This window comes from Glutamicibacter sp. GQ173 (genome assembly GCF_059759215.1).
The window spans coordinates 1-22682 of record NZ_JCAXDT010000010.1 but is presented as its reverse complement, the minus strand read 5'-3'; the positions used below and the strand labels follow the sequence as shown (position 1 = coordinate 22682).

Genomic DNA, 22682 nt, shown 5'->3' with positions numbered 1-22682 from the left:
AAAACGATAGGCTCCTAGGTGAGAAACCCTATTTTTGAAGACAAGGTTCATGATGAATCCATTGACGAAGGTGCTAATCGCCAACCGCGGCGAGATTGCAGTGCGCATTATCCGTGCCGCACGCGATGAAGGAATCGAGTCCGTAGCGGTCTACGCTGACTCCGACCGCGATGCACTGCATGTGCGTTTGGCTGACGAAGCCTACGCACTGGGAGGCACCACCGCCGCCGAGTCGTACCTTCGCATTGAGAAAATCCTGGATGCCGCAGAGCGCTCCGGCGCAGACGCCATCCACCCGGGCTACGGCTTCCTCTCGGAAAACGCCGAATTCGCCCAGGCCGTGATCGACGCTGGCCTGACCTGGATCGGCCCATCGCCGCAGTCCATCGACCAGCTGGGCGACAAGGTCAAGGCCCGCCACATTGCCGAAAAGGTTGGCGCTCCCCTGGTCCCTGGAACCAAGGATCCGGTGGCTTCGGCGGAAGAGGTCTACACCTTCGCCGATGAGCATGGCCTGCCACTGGCTATCAAGGCCGCCTACGGTGGCGGCGGGCGCGGCATCAAGGTCGTTCGCAACCGCGAAGAAATCGGCGAGCTCTATGACTCCGCAGTTCGCGAAGCAGTGGCCGCCTTCGGCCGCGGCGAATGCTTCATCGAACGCTTCCTGGATGCACCACGCCACGTGGAAACCCAGTGCCTCGCGGACGCGCACGGCAATGTCGTGGTCGTCTCCACCCGAGACTGCTCGCTGCAGCGCCGCAACCAGAAGCTGGTTGAAGAAGCACCAGCGCCATTCTTGAGCGAAGAGCAGATCACCCGCCTCTACGAGGCTTCCAAGGCGATCCTGCGCGAAGCCAAGTACACGGGCGCTGGCACCTGCGAGTTCCTGGTGGGCCAGGACGGCGTGATTTCCTTCCTTGAGGTCAACACCCGCCTGCAGGTGGAGCACCCGGTGTCCGAGGAAGTCACCGGGCTGGACCTGGTCCGCGAGCAGTTCCGCATCGCCCGCGGCGAAGAACTCGGCTACACCGATCCAGAAGTTCGTGGCCACTCCTTCGAATTCCGCATCAACGGCGAGGATGCCGGTCGCAACTTCATGCCAACCCCGGGCACCATCACCAAGATGAATCTGCCTTCCGGTCCAGGCGTTCGAGTTGACTCCGGGATCGAGCAGGGCGAAAGCGTCTCGGGGAACTTCGACTCGATGATCTCCAAGCTGATCGTTACCGGCAGCACCCGCGAGGTCGCTGCCGCGCGTGCGCGCCGCGCGCTGGAAGAATTCCAGATCGAAGGCATGGCCACCGTTCTGCCATTCCACCGGGCCGTGATGAGCGACCCGGCTTTTGTTCCTGCCGAGGGCCCCTTCAAGGTCCACACTCGCTGGATCGAAACCGAATTCAATACCGCCATTGCACCTCACCCGATGCCAGGGGCAGAGACTGAGGCCGAGGACAACGAGCGCACCAGCGTCACCGTTGAGGTTGATGGCAAGCGCTTGGAAGTGACTCTGCCGTCGTCCCTGGGCTCGATGTCCTCCAATGGCGCGGAACGCGCTGCGGGCAAGAAGAAGCGCAAATCCAGCCGCAAGGCTGCTGCAGGCTCCAGCGCCAACAGCGCCGAGCTGCGCTCGCCAATGCAGGGCACCATCGTCAAGGTGGCCGTGGAAAACGGCACTGAAGTTGCCGAGGGCGACCTGATTGTCGTGCTGGAAGCCATGAAGATGGAACAGCCAATCACCGCCCACCGCGATGGCGTGGTCAACGGATTGGCAGTAGCTGCCGGCGAGACCCTGTCCTCGGGCGCTGTGATCGCCACGATCGACGAAGCCAGCTAGAGGCCTTCACCAAAAGCTGCGGGTTGCTCCCAGTGCATTTGCACGGGGAGCAACCCGCAGCTTTTTTGTGCGCTACGGTGCGCCGCTCATTCGGCGGTTCTTCCGTGCCGGGTCCAATGCTCCATGGAAGTTCTTAGATGGTCTGGCATTAGCAAGAATTTCGGCTCGAGTTCTTCCCACCCTGGCATCTTTGCCTTCCTCGCATAGCCCTGGTGAACAGCATCAATTTCCCGTTGTTCATTCAGTCCGCCGCCGTTCTCCCCCACCAAGCTCAAATGATAGATCCACACGGTGCCATCGGCCTCAACATGGCGGAACGTGGCCTCGAACGCTGCACGCTGCTCGGACAAGGTGGCCTCGCACTCCTCGTAGCGCTCATTCAGGGTATTCATCCATGCTCGGAACGTCTCGTCATGTCCGTCGAGAATCCGTGAGCGGCTCAATTCCAAGCGCATTCCCGGCGGCACCGAGGAAGGCATGGAAAATCCCGGGAAGCCTCGTGGCGTCGGAGTAAATTCGATGCTGGGCTGGTCCTCTTTCATGGCCTGGTCCTTTCTGCTCCTGGGATTTTCCGCCGGTGAAAGCTACTGGCGAGCAAGCCAATCAGTGAAAGTTTCTTGCCCGAGACGAGCGGAGCTATCTGGAAGGATTCCGCCATTACGCATCGCCTTGCCCATGGCTCCGGGAATCGGAACTTCAATGATCCTCGAGTTTTTCCCCTGGTGTTTCAGATACTGGGCAAAAAGCTCTGGCATTTCTTCTTTCTTCGGACCGGCAAGGTCCTGCACCACTCCCTGGGCCGGCGCGAGGGCCAGTTCAATCAGGGCGGCCGCAACTTCGGCACCTGCGATCGGCTGCAGGCTCATTTTCGGGGCCATCTGCACCGGTCCTGCGCCTAGCCGGTCGATATTCTGTCCCACGAATTCGTGGAATTGGGTGGCGCGCAAGATCGTGTAGCCGCCTTCGAGGATCTCCAGCATGCGCTCTTGCGCCGCCTTGCCGGCATAGTATCCAGAGTCGATCTGCGCAGCGCCCACGATCGAGAGCGCCACGTGGTTTTGCACGCCAGCCTCGCGCCCGACACGTATGAGGTTCGCGGTGGACTGCGTGAAATAGCGCATTGATGCGGAGGCACTTGTAGTCGAAGAGCCAGAGACGTCAATGACCGCTTCGCAGTCGACCAGCCACTGCTTCACCGAGTGGTAGTTGGTCAAATCGCAGCCTGCTGACCGTGCGAGCACCACCGGCTCATGGCCCAGGGCGGCGAGCTTTTCCACGACTTGCCGGCCGAGAACCCCGGTTCCTCCTGCAACTGCAACGCGCATGATTGCTCCCTTTCGAAAGATTCGGCTTACCCGCCCATACTTGCACACTAATTTTTAGATGCAATAGGACAAGGCCTGGCAGATCATCTGATGATCTGCCAGGCCTTGCCCAAGTCAATGCGCAATCTTTTTACTCGATGTACTCTTCCAAGTCGACATCCGAGGTGTCGCGAGTCAGGAACAGCGCGACCAAAGTCAGCGCGGCACCCAGGGCCAGGTAGATTCCTACGCCCATGGTGTTGCCGTCTCCGGCCTTCCACAGGGCCACTGCGACGAAGGAGGCAGGAGCCGCACCGATCACCGAGGACAAGTTGTAGGCCACAGCCGACCCCGTGTAGCGCACGTTCGATGGGAACAGCTCTGGAAGGTAGGCGGCCATCGGGCCGAAGGTCAGCCCCATCAGGGTGAAGCCGATGATCAGACCTGCCATGGCGGCAGCCTGTCCTGGTCCGAAGAACAGGGTCCAAGCCAGGCCGAAGACCAAGATGCCGGCCGAAACCCAGATCAGGAACTTGCGGCGTCCGAATTTCTCGGCCAACGGACCGGAAACCACGGTGAAGATGCCGAAGAAGACTACGCCGATGATCAGCATGGTCAAGAAGGTCGGGCGTTCAATGCCCAGGCCTGGAACGAATCCGGCGGCGTCGAAGGCCTTGCCCTTGGCTTCCGCGGCGGCCGTGGCCTGCTCGACGCTGGCAGGCTGGGTGCCGTAAGTCAGGGTGAAGGAAGTCATCAGGTAGAACAACACGTAGGTTGCCAGCATGATGAAGGTACCAGCCAGGGTTGGCCGCCAGTGCTTCTTCATGGTGACCGCGAATGGCGACTTGACGACCTTCTTCTGATCCAGGACCTTCTGGAAAGACGCGGATTCAACCAGCTTCAGGCGGACCCACAGGCCGATGATCACCATCACCGCGGAGAAGAAGAATGGAATGCGCCAGCCCCATGCCTGGAACTGCTCCGGGGTGCTCCAGGTTTGCAGCGCTACGAACATCAGGTTGGCAATGATGAAGCCAATCGGAGCTCCCAGCTGCGGGAAGGTGCCGTAGATGGCACGCTTGTTCTTCGGGGCGTTCTCGGTAGCCAGCAGCGCGGCTCCGGACCATTCGCCGCCCAGCGCCAGGCCCTGGGCGAAGCGCAGGAGCACCAGAGCCGTCGGAGCCAGCACCGTCCAGCTGCCGGCCGCAGGTGGCAGGAAGCCGATGAGGAAAGTGGCAATACCCATCAGCAGCAGCGATGCAACCAGGGTTCCCTTGCGTCCCAGCTTGTCGCCGTAGTGGCCGAAGATAATCGAGCCAAGCGGGCGGGCGACGAAAGCGACACCGAAGATCGCAAACGAGGAGAGGATCGCGTTGATGGCGGTGGCGTTCGGGAAGAACAGCGCCGGGAACACGAGCACCGACGCGGTGGCGTAGGCGTAGAAATCGAAGAATTCGACCGTAGTGCCGATCATGCTGGCAAACAGCACGCGTCCGCGTGAGTTCTCCTTTGGCACCACCGTCTGGTTAGCCTGCGACATTGAGGCTGCTCCTTAGAGTGGAAGTACGAGTGAGTCGTTCATTTATGAATGTCACAATCTTAAACCTCAATGACCAGTATTCGGATATTGATGTCCACTATTTGGACACTCAACGGCCAGTTAGTGATTGCCAGCGCGCCATTCCCCTCCTAACTAGCGGGAATTTACGAGTTCACATAATGAGACGTGACTAGCTTGAACGGGAATTCAACTTATACCAAATAGCCGCCCAAATGTGAATGCCATCATAATATCCCAGCAATGCGCAGTTAATACAGCAACGGCGGCATCTGGCGTGAAAACGCCGATGCCGCCGCTGCTGAAAGCGGTGATTAGCTGTGACGGTGCAGGCGGCGCGCCGCCTCTGCCAATGAGCCAGACAGCGATGGGTACACGGTGAAGGTTTCAGCCACATCATCCACGTGCAGGCCGTTCTGGACCGCGAGGGCCAGGGAGTAGATCAGTTCACTGGCTCGTGGAGCTACTACCACGCCGCCAATAACGGTGCCCGAGCCCTTGCGCGAAACGATTTTCACGAAGCCGTGCTCCACGTTCATCATCTTTGCGCGGGCGTTGGCATTCAAATCAACCTTGATGATATTCGCCTGGTACTTGCCTTCTGCTACCGCACGCTGGGTCACGCCAACGGTTGCGATTTCAGGAGACGTGAAAACGTTGGACGCCACCAGGTCGAGGTTCAAGGGCTTGACCGAGTCACCGAGCAGGTGGGCTACGGCAATGCGGCCCTGCATCGCGGCTACAGAGGCCAGTGCAAAGACGCCGGTGCAGTCACCGGTGGCGTAGATGTTGGTGGCGGTAGTGCGTGAAACACCATCGACCTTGATATGCCCGGACTCGGTAAGCTGCACGCCAGCTTCTTCCAAGCCGAGATTTGCGGTGTTCGGGATGCCGCCGACCGCTACCAGGCAGTGGCTTCCTTCCAGCACGCGCCCGTCAGCCAGGGTTACGAAAACCTTGTCGCCCTTGCGCTCCACGCCATCCGCGCGAGCCTGGGATACAACGTTGACGCCGTTTTCCTTGAACGCGTCTTCCAGCACGCCAGCCGCGTCGGCATCCTCGCCAGGCAACACGCGGTCGCGCGAGGAGACCAGGGTGACCTTGGCGCCGAGCAGGTTGTAGGCCGAGGCGAACTCGGCACCGGTAACACCGGAACCGACAACGATCAGGTGCTCTGGCACCTCGTTCATGTTGTAGATCTGGGTCCAGTTGAAAATGCGTTCGCCGTCAGGCTTGGCAGTGGACAGCTCGCGCGGGTGGGCGCCAACCGCAACCAGGATGGCATCAGCGTCAATGGTCTGCTCCGAGCCGTCCGGGTGGGAAACAGCCACGGTGTTCTGGTCGAGCAGGCGGCCTTCGCCGATGACGATGCGAACGCCATTGCGCTCCAGACCGGTGCGGATATCCGAGGACTGCTCCTTGGCAAGGTCCAGCAGGCGGTGGTTGACGACGGAGAAGTCGGTCACTGCCGAGTCCAGCCCATCAACATGGACGCCAAAGGCCTCGGCCTGCTTCACGCGGCGCACAGCGTCGGCGGTGGCAATCAGGGTCTTGGACGGCACGACATCGGTCAGCACAGCTGAACCGCCCATGCCGGCACGCTCTACCACGGTGACATTTGCGCCCAATTGGGCTGCGCCCATGGCAGCTTCATAGCCACCAGGTCCGCCACCGAGAATAACTAAACGGGTTGCTTCATTCGTACGATCTGCGCTCACAAATTCTATTGTTCACCATGTCGGTTCAATGCGCACATCGAAAGCCCTTTGCTGGACGTGATATTGATTCTGAAGCACTAGCTTCACCTGACAAAGAGCCCCGCTACCGGTAGCGTATTGCCCGTGACTGATATGCAAAATGACCCACAGGCCCTAGCCGCACAAGCTGCACAGGCAATTGCCGAGCAGACCAACGTTGAAAAACACGATATTGCGCTCGTGCTGGGCTCCGGATGGGGCCAGGCCGCCGAACTGATCGGCGAGACCACCCACACCCTGGATGCCGCCACCATCCCCGGCTTCCACGCCCCGGCCGTACCTGGCCACAAAGGCAGCATTTCCTCGATCCTGACCGCCACCGGCAAGCGCGTGCTGGTCCTCGGCGCGCGGACCCACTACTACGAAGGCCGTGGCGTGCGCGCTGTGGTCCACCCGATCCGCACCGCTGCGGCTACCGGTTGCCAGCAGCTGGTGCTGACCAACGGTTGCGGCGGCTTGAACGAGAACTGGACTCCGGGCACCCCGGTCATGATCTCGGATCACATCAACCTCACGGCCACTTCCCCATTGGAAGGCGCCACCTTCGTCGACCTGACCGACCTCTACTCCTCGCGCATCCGTGAGATCGCCCGGGAGGTGGACCCGAGCCTTGAGGAGGGCGTCTACGCCCAGTTCACCGGGCCGCATTACGAAACCCCGGCCGAGGTCCAGTACGCCAAGACCATCGGCGCCGACCTGGTTGGCATGTCCACCGCGTTGGAGGCCATTGCCGCGCGCCACGCAGGCATGGAGATCTTCGGCATGTCCTTGGTGACCAACCTGGCAGCCGGCATTAGCCCGGTACCGCTGAGCCATGAAGAAGTCATCGAAGCCGGCCAGGCCGCTGGCCCGCGCATTTCCCAGTTGCTCGCACAGATCATCGCCAAGCTCTAAGCGGCACCGCGCAGCACCGGGAATCGCCGGCGTTCTTCTCCAAAGGAAAACAGTGAATCATACACAAAAGATCCAGCTCCTCGATGCAGCTGGCAAATGGGCTGCCCAGGATCCGGATCCGGAAACCCAGGCCGAGCTGCAACAGCTCATCGAGCGCGTCGCCCAGGGCGACGCCCGGGCCTTTGATGACATCGCCGACCGGTTCAGTGGCGTGCTCGAGTTCGGCACGGCGGGCTTGCGTGCCGAACTCGGAGCTGGCCCGATGCGCATGAATCGGGTTGTGGTCATGCGCACCGCAGCGGGCATCGCCCGTTTCCTCAGCGAGAAGGCCGCCGGCCAGTACACCCCCAAGGTGGTCATTGGCTTTGACGCGCGCTTCAACTCGGATATCTTCGCCGAGGACTCCGCAGGAGTTTTCACCGCAGCGGGATTTGACGTGCTGCTGATGCCTTCGCCATTGCCCACCCCGGTGCTGGCCTGGGCCGTGCGCGAATTCTCTGCCGAAGCAGGGGTGATGGTCACGGCCAGCCACAACCCTCCCCGCGATAACGGGTACAAGGTCTATGTGGGCGGACGAATCGCCAATGACTCGGGACGTGGAGCGCAGATCGTCTCCCCTATCGACGCGCAGATCGCCGGCCTCATCGACCATCGGCAACCGGTAGCCCAGATCGAGCGCGCAGCCTCCGGCTGGGAAGTTCTTCCTGCCCTCGGCACGGCAGGGGACATCGAAGCTGCCTACCTTGCAGCCATCAACCCGGTGATCGCCGCGCCAAAGAGCGAAGAGGACCCCCGCAAGAACCTGCGCGTTGTCGTCTCAGCCATGCACGGAGTGGGCGGGCACACCATGAAGCAGGCACTGCTCAATGCCGGATTCAACGACATCCACATGGTTCCCGAGCAGGAACAACCAGATCCGCTCTTCCCCACCGTGGCCTTCCCCAACCCGGAAGAACCCGGAGCCATCGACTTGTCGCTCCAGCTGGCGCGCAAGGTCGACGCGGATCTGGTCATCGCCAATGACCCGGATGCCGACCGCTGTGCCGCCGCAATCCTCGACGGCGGATCGTGGCGGATGCTGCGCGGCGACGAAGTGGGATGGCTGCTTGGCGACCAAATTGCCAAGAGCTTGCCGGAAGGCAAGAAGCTGGCCAATTCGATCGTTTCCTCGCGCATGCTGGCGGCCATCGCCAAAGATGCAGGGCGCGAGCACGAAGAAACCCTGACCGGTTTCAAATGGATTTCGCGAGTAGAGGACTTGGGCTTCGGCTACGAAGAGGCCCTGGGCTACTGCGTCGCCCCCGACTTGGTCCGCGATAAGGACGGGATTTCCGCAGGAATCGTCTTGGCCGATTTGGCATCCCAGCTCAAGGCAGCAGGCAATTCGCTGGCCGGCCGCCTTGACGAGTTGGCGGCAAGGCACGGGGTGCACGTGACCGATCAGCTATCGCTTCGCTTCACCGATCTGGCCCAGATCCCTGTACTGATGGATCGCTTCCGCCATCAGGCCCCCGAATCATTGGGCGGTTCCGAGGTTTCCGAGGTCACCGACCTGTCTGCGGGCACTGACAAGCTCCCGGCCACCAACGCCATTATTTTGCATACCTTCTGTGGTGCACGCGTGATCGTTCGCCCATCAGGGACCGAGCCAAAACTCAAGTGCTACTTGGAAACCATTGAACCGGTTGACGACATTCACGGCGTACCGGCGGCCCGCCAACGAGCCACCGAACAGATCCAATCCATCAAGAAGGAATTGGCAGCCTACCTGAATGCCAACTAGGCTTGCCCTTTCGAGACTTTCATTTGAATTGCTTGAGATCTTAATTGTTAGAGGAAAAGATGACTGAACTTACCGCCCGCGAAATCGCTGGCTACATAGATCACACCCTGCTGGCGCCAAATGCCTCGCGGGAACAGATTGTCCAAATCTGCGATGAAGCCAAGAAGTACGAATTCAAGTCGGTTTGCGTGAACCCGCTGTGGGTTTCCACCGTGGCTCGCGAGCTGGAAGGCACAGATGTCCTGACCTGCTCGGTGATCGGATTCCCGCTAGGCGCCTCCGCTACGGACACCAAGGTCTTTGAAACCAATCATGCTGTGGCCGATGGCGCCAACGAAATCGATATGGTCATCGATATCGCCGCAGCATTGCGCGGGGATCGTGATGCCCTGGTCAACGAGATCTTTGCCATTGCCCAAGCCGCCCATGAAGGCGGGGCCATCTTGAAGGTCATCATCGAAACCTGCCTGCTCACCGAAGAAGCCAAGGTGCTGGCCTGCGAGGCTGCCAAGGCCGCGGGTGCTGATTTCGTGAAGACTTCCACCGGTTTCTCCACCGGCGGAGCCACGGTTGAAGACGTGGCTTTGATGCGCCGCACCGTGGGACCGGAATTGGGTGTCAAGGCCTCCGGTGGAGTGCGCAGCGTGGAGACCGCTCGTGCCATGATTGCCGCCGGTGCTACTCGACTGGGATCTAGCTCCGGAGTTGCTATCCTAGAAGGAGAGCAAAGCGGTTCCAGCTACTAGGACATCGCACCTATCTGTTTCCCAAGGAGAAAAAGTGTACTCGAACGGCAAGAACACTGCCCATTCCGGTGAAGGCCGCCTTGTCGGCAACATCATCAACTTTGTGATCTTCTTCGTGATGTTCGCAGCCGGCATCTACACTCTGGGCTACTGGGAATTGGACACCGCTTGGTGGCCAACCTTGGTGGGCTTCGCACTGATGTTCCTGGCCTTCGCCATTCCAATGCACCTGATGGGCCGCGCGGAAAAGTCCGAGGATCTGGTTGCAGCCAGCACTGCAAGCCAGAAGTAGCTTTCAGGCTTCTCGCGAAAGGTTGTCAGGCCCGCTGGGCCTGGCAGCCTTTCCTGTTTAACCGCGTTCCCTGCCCCGGGGCATAGCCCGTATAAACTGGGCCCATGAGTGAGGCGTGGGAACAACGGGTGGAAACCTACTGGAAAACTAGCGCAGGGAAAAACGCGGATCAGCTTCGTGAAGAGCTTGGGGAGCTGCTCCAAGGCCGCGAACCCATGGATCCGCGGGTGCTCTTTGAAATTGCTTCGCTGCATGACTTCCTGGGCGAAGAAGAACAGGCGGTTCTGCCTTATCAGCAGGCCTTGCAGGCCGGGCTAGGCGGTCAAAAGCAGGAAGAAGCGCTCATCCAGCTGGCAAGCACCTTGCGCAATCTGGGACAGCCTGTGCAGGCCATGGCCTTGCTGGAACAGATTCCGCACTCATCGCCTCTTCATGCAGACGCCCAAGGGTTTTTAGCATTAGCCCTGCTTGATGCCGGCCGCAGCGCCGAAGCGGTGTGCATCGCCATCACCGCGCTGGCGCCACATGCCCGGCTCTACGGCCGGGCACTGGCTGCCTACGCCCAGGACCTTGCCGTCCCAGGCGCAGAACAGCGCTAGTGCCCGCCACGGCTAGGCAGTTGTCGGGGCCGGGGTCGGCTCGAAGATCGCGTAAAGCAGCTTTTCAGCCCATTCAAGGATCTCTTCATCCGCCAAATCACGACCGCCAATCGGCGAGGTCTTGGGCTTGGGCATGAAGATCGAATTCAGCGCCGGCTTGTTTGCCGATCCAGGGTACAGCCGTTCCAGGCGCACCTGGCGTGATGCCGGAAGGTCCTCGATCTTCGCTGGCGACAGCTTGATATTGTTGCCGATCTGCTGGATATCGTGCAGCCCCACAGCGCGTGCGCGAATACGCAGCGCGGCAACCCGCATGAGGTTCTCCACCGGCTGCGGCAACTTGCCATAGCGGTCCACCAGTTCCTCCCGCACTTCGGCGAGCGCCTCGGTGGTTTCCGCCGAGGCGATATTGCGGTAGGCCTCCAGGCGCAGCCGTTCGCCGGGCACATAGTCGTGAGGCAGGTGGGCATTGACCGGCAGGTCGATCTTCATCTCGGTGGCTTCCTCTTCGCCCTCGCCCTTGTAGTCGGCCACGGCTTCGCCCACAAGCCGCAGGTACAGGTCGAAGCCCACACCGGCAATGTGCCCGGACTGCTCGCCGCCGAGCAGGTTGCCCGCGCCACGCAGTTCCAGGTCCTTCATCGCCAGCTGATAGCCGGAGCCGAGCTCGTTGTGCGCTGCGACGGCTTTCAGCCGCTCCAGGGCCACTTCGCCCAGCGGCTTCTCGACATCCCAGAGGAAGTAGGCATAGGCGCGCTCGCGGCCTCGGCCCACGCGGCCACGCAGCTGGTGAAGCTGCGAGAGGCCATAGTTGTTGGCCCGGTCCACGATCAGCGTGTTGGCGTTGGAAATATCCAGGCCGGTTTCGATGATGGTGGTGGAGACCAGGACGTCGAACTTCTTCTCCCAGAAGTCCTGGATGATCCGCTCCAGCCGCGATTCGCTCATCTTGCCATGGGCCACTTCCACGCGTGCTTCAGGGACAAGCTCGCGCAGTTCGGCGGCCACCCGGTCAATGGAGCTCACACGGTTGTGCACAAAGAACACCTGTCCATCGCGCATGAGCTCGCGCTTGATGGCGGCGGAGATCTGCTTGTCGCTGCGCGGACCCACATAGGTGAGCACTGGATGGCGCTCTTCCGGAGGCGTTGCCAAGGTGGACGTCTCGCGGATGCCAGTCAATGACATTTCCAAGGTACGCGGGATCGGGGTGGCGCTCATGGCCAGCACATCCACATTGGTGCGCATCTTCTTGAGCTCTTCCTTGTGTTCGACGCCAAAGCGCTGTTCCTCGTCGACTACCACCAGTCCCAAGTTCTTGAACTCGACATTTTTGGACAAGAGCCGGTGCGTGCCGATGACGATATCCACGCTGCCATCTTTCAGCCCGGCCAGGATCTCCTTGGATTCCTTGGCGGTCTGGAATCGCGAGAGGGTTTTCACGCGTACCGGGAAGCCGGAATAGCGTTCGGTGAACGTCTGGTAGTGCTGGGAAGCGAGCAACGTGGTGGGCACCAATACAGCGACCTGGCGGGAATCCTGCACCGCCTTGAAGGCAGCACGCACCGCAATTTCGGTTTTGCCAAAGCCCACGTCGCCGGAAATCAGCCGGTCCATCGGGATTTCCTTCTCCATGTCGGATTTCACCTCGTTGATGGCGGTGAGCTGATCCGGGGTCTCGATGAAGGCGAAGGCCTCTTCCAGTTCATGCTGCCATGGGGTGTCCTGCCCGAAGGCGTGGCCGCGGCTGGCCATGCGCGCCGAGTACAGCTTGATCAGGTCGCCAGCGATTTCCTTGACCGCTTTGCGGGCCTTGGACTTGGTGCTGGCCCAATCCGAGCCGCCCATCTTGGACAGGGTCGGGGCTTCACCGCCTACATAGCGGGTGACCATGTGCAACTGGTCCATCGGCACAAAGAGCCGGTCCCCCGGCGCCCCGCGCTTGGAGGACGCGTATTCCACCACAAGGTATTCGCGCTTGGCGTCCTTGCCTGAACCGTTGACCTTGCGCGCCATCAGCTCCACGAACTTGCCGATGCCGTGCTGCTCGTGGACGATGTAGTCCCCTGCTTGCAGGCTCAGCGGGTCTACGGCATTGCGCTTTCGCTTGACGGTGAGCTTGCGGCCCTTGCGATTCGGGTAGGCGCTGGAACGCCCCAGCAGGTCGGCCTCGGTCAGCAATCCGAGTTTGAGCTCTTCGAAAACGAACCCGCGTCCGGCGGTTGCCTGGGTGATCTCAATCAGGCCCGGGGTTGGCGCCTGGGCGATATTCTCCACGCGATGGGCCGGGATGCTGAACTCTGCGAACAATTCAGCAAGGCGCTGTGCCGGGCCTGGGCCCTCGGTAGCCACCACGAAGCGCCATTGGTCCTTGACTCGTCCTGCGATGAATTCCATCATCGCTTCGATATCCCCCTGGTAGCCGTGGGGTTCGCGGGCCGGGATGCGAATGGTCGAGGCCCCCAGATCGAGTTCTTCATCCGCCCCCATGGCTGTCAGCGCCCACCAGGAAACCTTGGCTGCCTTGGCGTGGTTCAGGGTTTCTGCCAGTGACGCAAAGTCGCCGGTGGCGAGCTTGCGTTCGGAGTTGGCGGTGTTCAGATCCAGTGGCGCGCTGGCGCCGTCAGAAGCCGAGGCCCAGGCGGCTGCCAGGAATTCCGCGTTGGTGGCGTTGAGGTCCTGGGCGCGGGCGCGAACCCTTTCAGGCTCCATGATCAGGGCGATGGATGACTCTGGCAAAAGCGAGAGCAGAGGAACCATCTTGTCCACCAGCAGCGGTGCCAGCGATTCCATGCCTTCTACAGCGATGCCGCCAGCAATTTTGGTGAGCATTTCCTCGGCGGCGGGGAAATGGTTTTTCAAATTGGCTGCCCGGCTCATCACCTGTGGCGTGATCAGCATTTCACGGCAGGGGGTGGCAATGATTTTCTGCGGCCCTGCGTCATCGGTGGAGCGCTGATCGGCGATGGCGAAGTAGCGCATCGAATCGATCTGGTCGCCGAAGAAATCGATGCGCACCGGGTGGTCAAGGGTTGGAGGGAAGACGTCGATGATGCCGCCGCGGACCGCGAATTCGCCTCGGTGGGTCACCATGTCGACGCGGGCGTAGGCGGCGGCGGCCAGATCCTTGATGACCTGGTCGAAACCTGGTTCGGCGTCGAGTTCCAAGGCGACCGGGCGCAGTTCTCCCAGGCCTGCAACCAATGGCTGGAGCACGGCGCGGATTGGCGCAATCACTACGCTGAGGTTTTCATCCCGCTGATGCAGCCTGCGCAGCACCTCCAGCCGGCGCCCCACGGTGTCGCTGCGCGGCGAGAGGCGTTCGTGCGGCAGGGTTTCCCACGATGGGAATTCGGCAATCTGCTCTGCAGGGACATAGGCGCTGAGCGAGCTGGACACTTCTTCTGCTTCGCGTCCGGTCGCGGTGACAATGAGCGTCACCCCTGAATGATTGCTCTCGTGCAGTGCCTGGCTGATATGGGCCGAGAGGATAGCGCGCATGCCCTGCGGGGCCGCGATCTCCAGGTCTTCGCTTCGCGTGGAGAAGCCATTGGCTGCACTGTGCTGGATGCGGCGGAAGGATGGCTCCTCGCGCAGGAAGTCATGAAGTCCATTCAGGCTCATGGGGATTTCGTATCCTCTCGTGCAGGCGCTTGGAGCAGTGCGCCCAGTGGTGGATCTGGGCGGAAACGACACCACGAACACCGACCGCAAATGTTTTCCGCGGCCGGCTCAACGCCAATATGTTGTTTTAGGTGCAGTCCTAGCCTACCTAATACATCCCACCGGATAGGGTTATTAGTGTCCGTCCCCGGGCGAGCAATATTTGCTTGCCCGGCCAGCCAAATTTCCAGATTGGGATTAGCTTTTATGGCATTGAATGCAAGCACTCAGATCAGCCACCCTGCACAGCAGGTTATCGCTACCTTGAGCGATCGTGGCTTCGCCGAGCATCTGACCAAGGTTGCCAACGGCACTTTGAATGAATTCACCGTGGATGGCGATATCGCTGGTGCCTTCACCTTGACGACGGTCCGCTCAGTGCCTACCGACCGAGTCCCGGATATTGCGCGAAAGTTTGTTGGCTCTTCCATCGAGATCACCCAGGTGGAGAAGTGGAGCGCACCAGATGCTGCCGGAAGCCGGTCTGCGACAGTGCAGATCACCGTTGGCGGTGTTCCAGTGTCAGTCAGCGGCACCGAGCAGCTCACCGGCCAGGGGGAGGTTTCCGAGCTCGCTGTGGATGCCAAGGTCTCCTCGTCGATTCCTTTTATCGGGGGCAAGCTGGCCTCCGCCGCCGAGCCGTACATCGGCAAGGCCTTGAACCTGCAGGCTTCCCAGGTCAGCGCTTGGCTTTCAAAGTAAGCCGTAGCAGCTGAAGCTTGATCCCCATAGATCCCCGGATGTGCGATTTTCGCAATACGCCCGGGGATTTGTGGTCCCCCGCGCTGATCGCGATAGGGTGGAAACAGGTGTGCCGGGAAGTCTGGTCGGCGAGAAATATTCATTTAACGAAATAAGCGAGTTAAACGCATGAGCCAAACTCCGTCTTCGGGTTCCGGCAAGAACCTGTTTTCACGCCCAAGCTACAAAGAGTCAGTGCGCATCGGAGATATCCTGCGCAAGGAGACCGTCGGTGGCATGGTGCTCATCGCCGGCGCCCTGCTGGCCTTGATCTGGGCAAATACTCCCTTGCGCGAATCCTATTTTGCGCTTCGCGATTTCCACTTTGGCCCGACCCTCTTCGGTGTCGACCTGAACCTGTCCATCGGCCACTGGGCTGCCGACGCGCTGCTTGCGGTGTTCTTCTTCCTCACCGGCCTTGAGCTGAAAAAAGAATTTGTCATCGGCGACCTGCGCAATGTCAAGACTGCTGCGGTTCCCGTGGCCGCTGCCTTTGGCGGCGTGCTGGTACCAGCCCTGATTTTCATTGCAGTGGCGGCCGGTTCCGGGGGCGGTGCGGAACTGCTTCGCGGCTGGGCCATCCCGACGGCTACCGACATTGCCTTTGCGGTTGCCGTGCTCGCCGTAATTGGTTCAGCACTGCCTGCGGCGCTGCGCATCTTCCTGCTGACGCTGGCGGTTGTGGACGATTTGATCGCCATTGTCATCATTGCTGTGGTCTTCACCGATGAGCTCAAGCTGTCCTACTTGGGGCTCGCGCTGATTCCGATCATCCTGTTTACCGTTCTGGCCCGCTACCTTGGCAAGTTCTTCGCCAAGCATGCTTGGGGCGCCTGGGTCATCTTGTTGCCGCTGGGCATCATCACCTGGATCTTCGTCTTCGGTTCGGGCATTCACGCCACGATCGCTGGCGTGGTCCTGGGCTTCTGCGTCCCGGTCAAGCGCACCGATGGACGCGAAGGCGTCGGCTTGGCGGAACAGTTCGAACACCGTTTCCGTCCGTTGTCTTCCGGTTTTTGCATCCCCATCTTCGCCTTCTTTGCCGCGGGAGTGACCGTGGTTTCCTCTGATCCCGGCAGCGGCAATGTCTTGGCCGACCCGGTCTTCTGGGGCATCGTCCTGGGCCTGGTTATCGGCAAGCCGATTGGCATCATGGGCTTCACCTGGTTGCTGACCAAGTTCACGAAAGCTTCCTTGGACAAAGACGCCCAGTGGGGCGACCTGCTCGGCGTGACGCTGCTGGCGGGCATTGGCTTCACGGTCTCGCTCCTGGTTTCCGAACTGTCCTTCGGCTTGGAATCGCCGCACTACGAGCATGCCAAGGTGGCAATCCTCAGCGGTTCGTTCCTCGCTGCGATCCTCGGCGCCCTCTGGCTGGTGCCACGTAACCGCCGCTACAAGGTGATCAACGAGCGCGAGACGCGCGATGACAACAAGGACGGCGTTCCCGACGTCTATCAGGATGAGGACAACAACTAGGTTTCGGCCCATCTGGCATGCATTAAAAGACTGTGGCGCTTGACCTCCGCGAAGGAGGGCAAGCGCCACAGTTCTATGCAGGCTGGCTACTTGTTGGCACCGAGCATCGCCGCTTCAGCGGCAACCCACGCCAGCATCGCGCACTTGACGCGTGCAGGGAACTTGGAGACGCCCACGAATGCGGCAGCATCCTCCAGCACCTCTTCATCCGGCTCGAAGTTTCCCTTGGAGCGCATCATTTCGCGGAAGATCTCCAGCTTGTCCAAGAACTCGTCCTTGGTCATCTCTGGAAGCATCTCGCTGAGCACCGAAGCGGAAGCCATGGAGATGGAGCAGCCATCGCCTTCCCAGCTCATGGATTCAAAATGGGCTTCATCGTTCAACTCCACGCGGACCCGGATCTGGTCGCCACAGATGGGGTTGTGCTGGTGCGATTCACCGTGCAGGTGCCCCGCGGTGGCCTCCACCAGCGGCGAGCCGATGCGCCGCTTGGAATGATCCAGGATGACCTGTTGGTACAGCTGATCTAATTCGTTCACTTAGACTCCAAAGTATTCGCGCACGGTGCCCAAGGCATCGATAAGCGCCTTGATGTCTTCTTCCGTGTTGTACAGATAAGTGCTTGCCCGGGTGGTAGCAGTGACGCCCAGGGCGCGGTGCAGCGGCTGGGCGCAGTGGTGGCCCACACGCACGGCGATGCCTCGCGAATCCAGGTACTGTCCGACGTCGTGCGGGTGCACGCCGAGAACTTCAAATGGCACGGTGCCGATGCGAGGGGCATCGCTCGGACCGAAAACCCGGACGCCGTCAATCTTGGACAGGCCTTCATAGAGCATTGCGCCGAGGTGCTCTTCCCACTGCGCAATGCGGTCCATGCCGATCTCCTGCAGGTAGCTAACCGCAGTGGCCAGTCCGTGGGTCTGCGCAATGCGCTGGGTTCCGGCTTCGAATCGCTGTGGAGCAGGCAGGAATTCCGCGTGTTCCATGTCTACAACGGTGATCATTGAACCGCCGGTGAGGAATGGCGGCATGGCGTTCAGCAGTTCTTCGCGGCCGTACAGGGCGCCGATACCGGTCGGGCCGAGCATCTTGTGGCCGGAGAAGGCCATGAAGTCCACGTCGAGTTCCTTGACGTCTACCGGCAGGTGCGGCACCGACTGGCAGCCATCGAGAACGGTCAAAGCGCCGACCTTGCGGGCCGCATCGACGAAACGCCGGGTGTCGGTGATGGTTCCCAGCACGTTGGAAACGTGGGTGAATGCCACCAGCTTGGTTTTCTCGGTGACCAGTTCATCCAGCAGGTCATAGCGAAGTGCGCCGTCTTCGGCTACCGGGACATAGCGCAAGGTAGCACCGGTGCGGAAGGCCAGTTCCTGCCAGGGGATCAGGTTGGCGTGGTGCTCGATTTCGGTGGTGAGGATTTCGTCGCCCGGTCCGATGCGGAAGCGGGCTGCTTCTTCGCCCCCTCGCCCCAAAGAGGCATTGGACATCGAGTAGCTGATCAGGTTCAGCGCCTCGGTGGCATTAGAGGTCCACACCAGCTCGTTGGTGCGTGCTCCGATGAACTTGGCTACGGTCTCGCGCGCCTCTTCATAAATTTCGGTGGCTTCAACGGCCAGGGTGTGAGCGCCACGGTGCACTGCGGCATTGGCGTTCTCGTAGAAGTGCTGCTCCGCTTCATAGACGCAGCGCGGCTTCTGGCTGGTGGCTCCTGAGTCCAAGTACACGACGTCGGTACCGTTGACTTGGTGCTCCAGAATTTCAAAATCTGCCTTGATGCGCTGAACCTCAACGGCACTGAGCGATACCTGGGCTTCTGGCTGACCGGTCATCGTCTGCACGTGGTCCTCCGAATAATTGTCATGGGCTGCCCGGCAGTCTTGGCGATCAAGCGCCAATGACGGATTAGGCAAGGTGTACATTGGGTAATTATTCCACTCCGGAGCAAGAAGCACATCTAAGTTTGGCCTTAGTAAGTAACACCTCAAACGGTGCCATTAACAGATCAAGGACCGCGGTGAGCCGGTTGGGCCTTCCCGCGATCCTCGATAATGCATCCGTGCGCTGCACGGCAGCGTCCTGCGAATCAGCTGGTATGAAATTTGGTTTGTGCCGCTTCAAGCCCTGAGCTCATCAGCAGCTCAACTGCGTCAGCACAGTTATCTATCAAGAACGGGAGATCTTGCTTCTCGGTCTTGGAGAAATCCTGCAAGACCCATTTAGCCGTATCCATGCGCCCTGGTGGACGTCCAACACCCGCGCGTACACGCAGGTAGTCTTTGGAGCCCATGGCCTTGGAGATATCGCGCAGGCCGTTATGGCCGCCTTCTCCCCCGCCGCGCTTGAGCTTGATGGTGTCAAAAGGAATATCGATTTCATCGTGCACAACGATCAGGCGATCAACGCCGATTCCGAAGAACTTCGCGGTATTGGCTACCGGGCCGCCGGAGAGGTTCATGAAAACCATCGGCTTGGCCAGCACGATCCGCGGACCGCCAACCCCCATGCGCCCCTCGACTACCTGCGAACGGGAAGAGTGCGTTTTGAATTTAGAGCCGATCCGATTGGCCAGCTCATCGAGCACCATCTGCCCGATATTGTGTCTATTGCCAGCGTAGCCGGACCCGGGGTTCCCGAGTCCGGCTACGAGCCAAGTGCCATCACTCATGATGCTTAGCTAATGCCTATTTCGCTGGAATTAGGCAGCGATGATCAGGTCAAGGTGATCAACGGTGCGGTTCAGCGCGTGGATCTGGATGTCCTTGATGGTGGTCTTGACGGTCTTGCCGTCGACGTTCAGAACCAGCTCAACACCGCGGTCGCGAACGGCCAGGGTGGTTTCGCGGGCTGGAAGCAGTACGTGCTGTGGCTCGGAGCCTGCACCGTAAACAACTGCTGGGATCTGGCCATCGCGGCGAGCCTGGCGGGCAGCGCCCTTGCCGAAATCGCTACGTACAACGGCGTCAAGGTTGACAGATGCCATGATAATTCTCCTTAGGAAATGAATGCTTCGTTAAGGCCCTTGCGTGGACTCGGGAAGCATCCAACATCTAGGAGATGAAAGAGCTTGTCCGGCCTTGTCGATAACGGTCCCACCATCTCTGGTGTTTCCCTCGCCTGGGCACAGTCAACAATTCTACCAGCTGTGATCACCAACGAGAAAACCTGTAGCGAACGCCACTAAACCCGGTCTTTGCTCACCGGTCCTGGAAAACAAAAGTATCGGCCAACGCAAACCCGTGGGTGTCATCGCAGCGATAGCCGCGCAACCACATCACGTCTTCCACCACCCGCAGATAGAATCCTCGCGGAAAGTCCTGGTCTCCCAGCGCTGCGGAAGCGATGGTCAGCGAATCATCCGGTTTCTTTCCAGCGCTGAGCACCGAATCCCTTGAAGCCGCTTGATCCAGGAATTCCAGGCGCAAATAGGGTCCGGCAATGGCAGGGCACAACTGCAGTCCCAAGCCGATCGCGCGCTCAAATATCTGGGGCAAAGTTGCTCCGGCGTCCAGCCCCAGCTGTTGCAGGTTGCGGCTAACCAGTTTCAGTGTGCGGACTGGCGCTATACCGTCGAAGATCTCATGGGCCAGCAGCGCCTTCGCGTACTCATTGAGCTGCACGCCGGCCTCGGTCATTCGCTGCTGCAGGTCGGCACGTTCAAGCCCGCCGACCGCGACCTGCCGCGTTCCGAATTCCATGCTTGGCCTTCCTGGAAGTTGATCTGCCTTATTGCTGGTATTGGATGCCCCTTCAAGGTGCATTTTCTTGGGCGGGATACGTGGGAATCTGAAATCATTGAAAACTCGCAGAATTGTCAGTTTCCGAAGTGCTCAGCACTGCGCCGAACCGTCCGTAAAGGGAACCCTCTACGGTGCAGATCTACTTCATCATAGGCTAACCAGAGATGATTAAGTGGTTCACTTCTGCTTGGCGGATCAGGGGTGAACCACTTTGGGAATCTCAGCTGCTAATGGGCGCACACAACTACTGAGCGCTAGTAATTAGTTCCCATGGCCGTCCGTACTTCATCAAGGGTTTGGTTGGCTACAAAGTTTGCTCGTTCATTTCCGCGTTGTAGAACCTGGCTGATATACCCCGGATCCTTAGTCCAGTTCGTTTCGACGTTCTCGGTGGCCCGCCAGAAAATCGTTAATGGCATCCGCCGTCAACTGTTTAAGCGCACCACTGCCAGAATCTCCAATCCTCTCGGCAATAGCTTCGGGTCTCTCTCCTAAACACAATGCAGCAGTGGATAGCAATGCTGATACTCCCGGACGTGTTTGCGGATCGAAAGTAATTCTGCGATCCGAATCTGTGGTCGTGCGGCGGACAACTTGGACAGTTTCATCTGGCGACATTCCAAGCGAAATTGCGTTGCCATAACTCTTAGACATCTTGCGCCCATCTAGACCAGGTACCTCTGGAGTCGATGTCAGCAATGCTTCTGGCTCGGGGAAGACAACGCCGTAGCGTTCGTTGAATCTACGGGCGATGACTCTGGTCATCTCAATGTGAGGGAGGTTGTCTTTTCCTACAGGAACCAGATTTCCCTTGCAGAAAAGAATATCGGCCGCCTGATGAACTGGATATGTAAGTAACAACCCACTCAATGCTCTACCTGAAGCGGCCAGTTCCGCTTTTACCGTCGGATTGCGATGCAATTCCGCCTCGGTGACAAGACTGAGGAACGGCAGAATCAATTGATTCAACGCAGGAACTGACGAATGGGTGAAAATCGTAGTTTGTTCAGGGTCCATGCCTGCCGCTAGATAATCCAGAATGGCACTGTGCACGTACTCCCGCACGTGAGGCATCGTTTCGCGATCAGTGATCACTTGGTAATCAGCAAGAATCAGGAACGATTCGACTCCTGCTTTTTGGAGCCGAAGGCGCTCCACGATGCTGCCGAAGTAATGCCCCAGGTGCAATAGTCCTGTGGGACGTTCCCCGGTAAGAACACGATATTTTTGGGGATCGTCAGAGATGGCTTGTGTCAACTCGGTTGAGCGCAGCTTTGCTGTCGCAAAAGAACTCATGGTTTTTCCTCTATCTGAGCGGGGAAGGCTGCACAGAGCTACGGATAGCGGAGAGAAAAACTTCGCGAGCTGCTGGACAGCCCGCGGACATGATTGAACCGGCTGTTAGTACAGCCACCACCAAGACATGCGGTTAAGGTTCATGGTTCCCATACTAAACCACGAGGCAGCAATCAATGCTTCGATGACATCCTGCCGATTAACGCCGAGTTGATGACAAATTTTTTTGCGTCTCGTAAGCCGATCCCTTTACGGACGGCTACCGGGGCAGGGCGAGCTGAACGGGGCACCTTCGATGCCAGATTGTCGAGCGGGGTCTCAGATGCTGAGTGGAGAGCTGGGCCTCTGGTGGTACCCCTCTTGGACGTGTGAGTAGTCTCGTGCTGTTGTTACTAAGCCGGAATCGTCGAATGAAAGTACTGTGCACCCCGAAACCGTCATTGGTTTGTCCTGGATAAACATGACGACCCAATACTCGACGGAGGCTGACCTGCCATCCACAAGTGGTTCACCGAACCATGTCTCTGCCGGTTTAGTTTCTTCTGCAAAGCATTCCTCCAGATAAGCGCGAAGGGCACTCGGCCCATGCAATGGCCTAAACATCGATGCCCAGTGGACACCGTTCTCAGCCTGCAGCTCGACAATTGCGTCTGCGTCCTTGAGCGGCCATGCCTTGGCCCATGTCCTCGCCCAGCGTTGTGAAGCTTCGATGGTTTGCATGTTAATTTCCTCTTGACTTAGATGAGTGGTGGCTGTTTTTTCGAGAGCATGAGCAGCTCAGTTCCCATAAGACAGGTAGTTGTTTGCAATGATACTTTCAGCCGAGCGGACTTGAAGCGTAGGTTGTTCTAGCATTGCCCTGTGCTGATTTATGCACGTTGCCCCGTAGACCGGTCATTCACCGGTACAGGTGCAGCCGACTTAGACAACTGTCAAATTTGCTGTCAGATTCCGAAAAATATAAAAGTTACAGGGACAGATGTCCCGTATAGGGAC

At 59.5% G+C, this 22682-nt stretch carries 18 protein-coding genes and 2 pseudogenes; 8 read left to right on the top strand and 12 right to left on the bottom strand.

All coding sequences use genetic code 11. From position 1 onward, the window contains the following. Window positions 1–52 precede the first annotated feature (52 nt). Entirely contained in the window at window positions 53–1834 is a 1782-nt protein-coding gene (locus AC6CHO_RS15375) for an acetyl/propionyl/methylcrotonyl-CoA carboxylase subunit alpha (RefSeq protein ID WP_498216367.1), read from the top strand. Between the two features lie 86 nt (window positions 1835–1920). Here AC6CHO_RS15375 and AC6CHO_RS15370 read toward each other — a convergent pair whose 3' ends face one another. The 4 genes from AC6CHO_RS15370 to AC6CHO_RS15355 form a co-directional block, all read right to left on the bottom strand. Then, complete coding sequence (locus tag AC6CHO_RS15370) at window positions 1921–2376, bottom strand: DUF6176 family protein (protein WP_498216252.1); 456 nt, start codon at window positions 2374–2376, stop codon at window positions 1921–1923. Window positions 2377–2418: 42 nt separating this feature from the next. Further along, window positions 2419–3159 carry an SDR family oxidoreductase gene (locus AC6CHO_RS15365; RefSeq protein ID WP_444660626.1) on the bottom strand — a complete coding sequence of 247 codons (741 nt, stop codon included), beginning with the start codon at window positions 3157–3159 and terminating at the stop codon, window positions 2419–2421. 130 nt (window positions 3160–3289) lie between these two features. Then, window positions 3290–4678 carry an MFS transporter gene (locus AC6CHO_RS15360; RefSeq protein ID WP_498216250.1) on the bottom strand — a complete coding sequence of 463 codons (1389 nt, stop codon included), beginning with the start codon at window positions 4676–4678 and terminating at the stop codon, window positions 3290–3292. A 332-nt stretch (window positions 4679–5010) separates the two neighbouring features. Beyond that, a complete protein-coding gene (locus AC6CHO_RS15355) occupies window positions 5011–6423 on the bottom strand; it encodes an NAD(P)H-quinone dehydrogenase (protein ID WP_444664755.1) in 1413 nt (470 codons plus the stop codon). 123 nt (window positions 6424–6546) lie between these two features. On the opposite strand from AC6CHO_RS15355, the gene AC6CHO_RS15350 reads away from it, so the two are divergent. The 5 genes from AC6CHO_RS15350 to AC6CHO_RS15330 all read left to right on the top strand — a co-directional run bounded on the left by AC6CHO_RS15350 (window position 6547) and on the right by AC6CHO_RS15330 (window position 10767). Beyond that, entirely contained in the window at window positions 6547–7347 is an 801-nt protein-coding gene (locus AC6CHO_RS15350) for a purine-nucleoside phosphorylase (protein ID WP_498216365.1), read from the top strand. A 52-nt stretch (window positions 7348–7399) separates the two neighbouring features. After that, the gene (locus AC6CHO_RS15345) at window positions 7400–9130 is read left to right on the top strand and encodes a phospho-sugar mutase (protein WP_498216248.1); all 1731 of its coding nucleotides are present in this window, start codon (window positions 7400–7402) and stop codon (window positions 9128–9130) included. A gap of 59 nt (window positions 9131–9189) precedes the next feature. Continuing rightward, window positions 9190–9876, top strand: a complete 687-nt coding sequence (deoC, locus tag AC6CHO_RS15340) for a deoxyribose-phosphate aldolase (protein WP_146277854.1) — start codon at window positions 9190–9192, stop codon at window positions 9874–9876. 34 nt (window positions 9877–9910) lie between these two features. Further along, window positions 9911–10168, top strand: a complete 258-nt coding sequence (locus tag AC6CHO_RS15335) for a hypothetical protein (RefSeq protein ID WP_498216246.1) — start codon at window positions 9911–9913, stop codon at window positions 10166–10168. A gap of 104 nt (window positions 10169–10272) precedes the next feature. Continuing rightward, a complete protein-coding gene (locus tag AC6CHO_RS15330) occupies window positions 10273–10767 on the top strand; it encodes a tetratricopeptide repeat protein (protein ID WP_498216245.1) in 495 nt (164 codons plus the stop codon). A 12-nt stretch (window positions 10768–10779) separates the two neighbouring features. Here the strand turns inward: AC6CHO_RS15330 and mfd are convergent, their stop codons facing one another. Then, on the bottom strand, window positions 10780–14391 hold the full coding sequence (mfd, locus tag AC6CHO_RS15325; RefSeq protein WP_498216244.1) for a transcription-repair coupling factor: 3612 nt from the start codon (window positions 14389–14391) through the stop codon (window positions 10780–10782). A 246-nt stretch (window positions 14392–14637) separates the two neighbouring features. On the opposite strand from mfd, the gene AC6CHO_RS15320 reads away from it, so the two are divergent. Further along, window positions 14638–15132, top strand: a complete 495-nt coding sequence (locus AC6CHO_RS15320) for a DUF2505 domain-containing protein (RefSeq protein WP_498216242.1) — start codon at window positions 14638–14640, stop codon at window positions 15130–15132. 168 nt (window positions 15133–15300) lie between these two features. Beyond that, window positions 15301–16650, top strand: coding sequence for a Na+/H+ antiporter NhaA (gene nhaA / locus AC6CHO_RS15315; protein ID WP_498216240.1), 1350 nt, complete (start codon window positions 15301–15303; stop codon window positions 16648–16650). Between the two features lie 86 nt (window positions 16651–16736). On the opposite strand, the gene sufU is transcribed toward nhaA, so the two are convergent. From sufU to AC6CHO_RS15280, 7 genes and pseudogenes are all read right to left on the bottom strand, one after another. Further along, window positions 16737–17189 carry a Fe-S cluster assembly sulfur transfer protein SufU gene (sufU, locus tag AC6CHO_RS15310; protein WP_498216239.1) on the bottom strand — a complete coding sequence of 151 codons (453 nt, stop codon included), beginning with the start codon at window positions 17187–17189 and terminating at the stop codon, window positions 16737–16739. Further along, a complete protein-coding gene (locus AC6CHO_RS15305) occupies window positions 17190–18482 on the bottom strand; it encodes a SufS family cysteine desulfurase (RefSeq protein ID WP_444664757.1) in 1293 nt (430 codons plus the stop codon). A 254-nt stretch (window positions 18483–18736) separates the two neighbouring features. Then, complete coding sequence (gene pth, locus AC6CHO_RS15300; RefSeq protein ID WP_171918728.1) at window positions 18737–19318, bottom strand: aminoacyl-tRNA hydrolase; 582 nt, start codon at window positions 19316–19318, stop codon at window positions 18737–18739. 42 nt (window positions 19319–19360) lie between these two features. Next, a pseudogene (locus tag AC6CHO_RS15295) lies at window positions 19361–19633 on the bottom strand (50S ribosomal protein L25); the annotation flags it as partial. Window positions 19634–19847: 214 nt separating this feature from the next. Further along, the gene (locus tag AC6CHO_RS15290) at window positions 19848–20348 is read right to left on the bottom strand and encodes a hypothetical protein (protein ID WP_498216237.1); all 501 of its coding nucleotides are present in this window, start codon (window positions 20346–20348) and stop codon (window positions 19848–19850) included. Window positions 20349–20644: 296 nt separating this feature from the next. After that, window positions 20645–21686 (bottom strand): annotated as a pseudogene (trpS, locus tag AC6CHO_RS15285) (tryptophan--tRNA ligase). 318 nt (window positions 21687–22004) lie between these two features. Continuing rightward, window positions 22005–22406, bottom strand: a complete 402-nt coding sequence (locus tag AC6CHO_RS15280) for a nuclear transport factor 2 family protein (RefSeq protein WP_498216235.1) — start codon at window positions 22404–22406, stop codon at window positions 22005–22007. Window positions 22407–22682 lie beyond the last annotated feature (276 nt).

Excerpts from the sequence above, each read along its gene's own strand:
- AC6CHO_RS15375 (WP_498216367.1), top strand. The coding sequence starts at position 53 with ATGAATCCATTGACGAAGGTGCTAATCGCCAACCGCGGCGAGATTGCA.
- AC6CHO_RS15370 (WP_498216252.1), bottom strand. The coding sequence starts at position 2,376 with ATGAAAGAGGACCAGCCCAGCATCGAATTTACTCCGACGCCACGAGGC.
- AC6CHO_RS15365 (WP_444660626.1), bottom strand. The coding sequence starts at position 3,159 with ATGCGCGTTGCAGTTGCAGGAGGAACCGGGGTTCTCGGCCGGCAAGTC.
- AC6CHO_RS15360 (WP_498216250.1), bottom strand. The coding sequence starts at position 4,678 with ATGTCGCAGGCTAACCAGACGGTGGTGCCAAAGGAGAACTCACGCGGA.
- AC6CHO_RS15350 (WP_498216365.1), top strand. The coding sequence starts at position 6,547 with ATGCAAAATGACCCACAGGCCCTAGCCGCACAAGCTGCACAGGCAATT.
- deoC (WP_146277854.1), top strand. The coding sequence starts at position 9,190 with ATGACTGAACTTACCGCCCGCGAAATCGCTGGCTACATAGATCACACC.
- AC6CHO_RS15330 (WP_498216245.1), top strand. The coding sequence starts at position 10,273 with ATGAGTGAGGCGTGGGAACAACGGGTGGAAACCTACTGGAAAACTAGC.
- mfd (WP_498216244.1), bottom strand. The coding sequence starts at position 14,391 with ATGAGCCTGAATGGACTTCATGACTTCCTGCGCGAGGAGCCATCCTTC.
- AC6CHO_RS15320 (WP_498216242.1), top strand. The coding sequence starts at position 14,638 with ATGGCATTGAATGCAAGCACTCAGATCAGCCACCCTGCACAGCAGGTT.
- nhaA (WP_498216240.1), top strand. The coding sequence starts at position 15,301 with ATGAGCCAAACTCCGTCTTCGGGTTCCGGCAAGAACCTGTTTTCACGC.
- AC6CHO_RS15305 (WP_444664757.1), bottom strand. The coding sequence starts at position 18,482 with ATGACCGGTCAGCCAGAAGCCCAGGTATCGCTCAGTGCCGTTGAGGTT.
- pth (WP_171918728.1), bottom strand. The coding sequence starts at position 19,318 with ATGAGTGATGGCACTTGGCTCGTAGCCGGACTCGGGAACCCCGGGTCC.
- AC6CHO_RS15290 (WP_498216237.1), bottom strand. The coding sequence starts at position 20,348 with ATGGAATTCGGAACGCGGCAGGTCGCGGTCGGCGGGCTTGAACGTGCC.
- AC6CHO_RS15280 (WP_498216235.1), bottom strand. The coding sequence starts at position 22,406 with ATGCAAACCATCGAAGCTTCACAACGCTGGGCGAGGACATGGGCCAAG.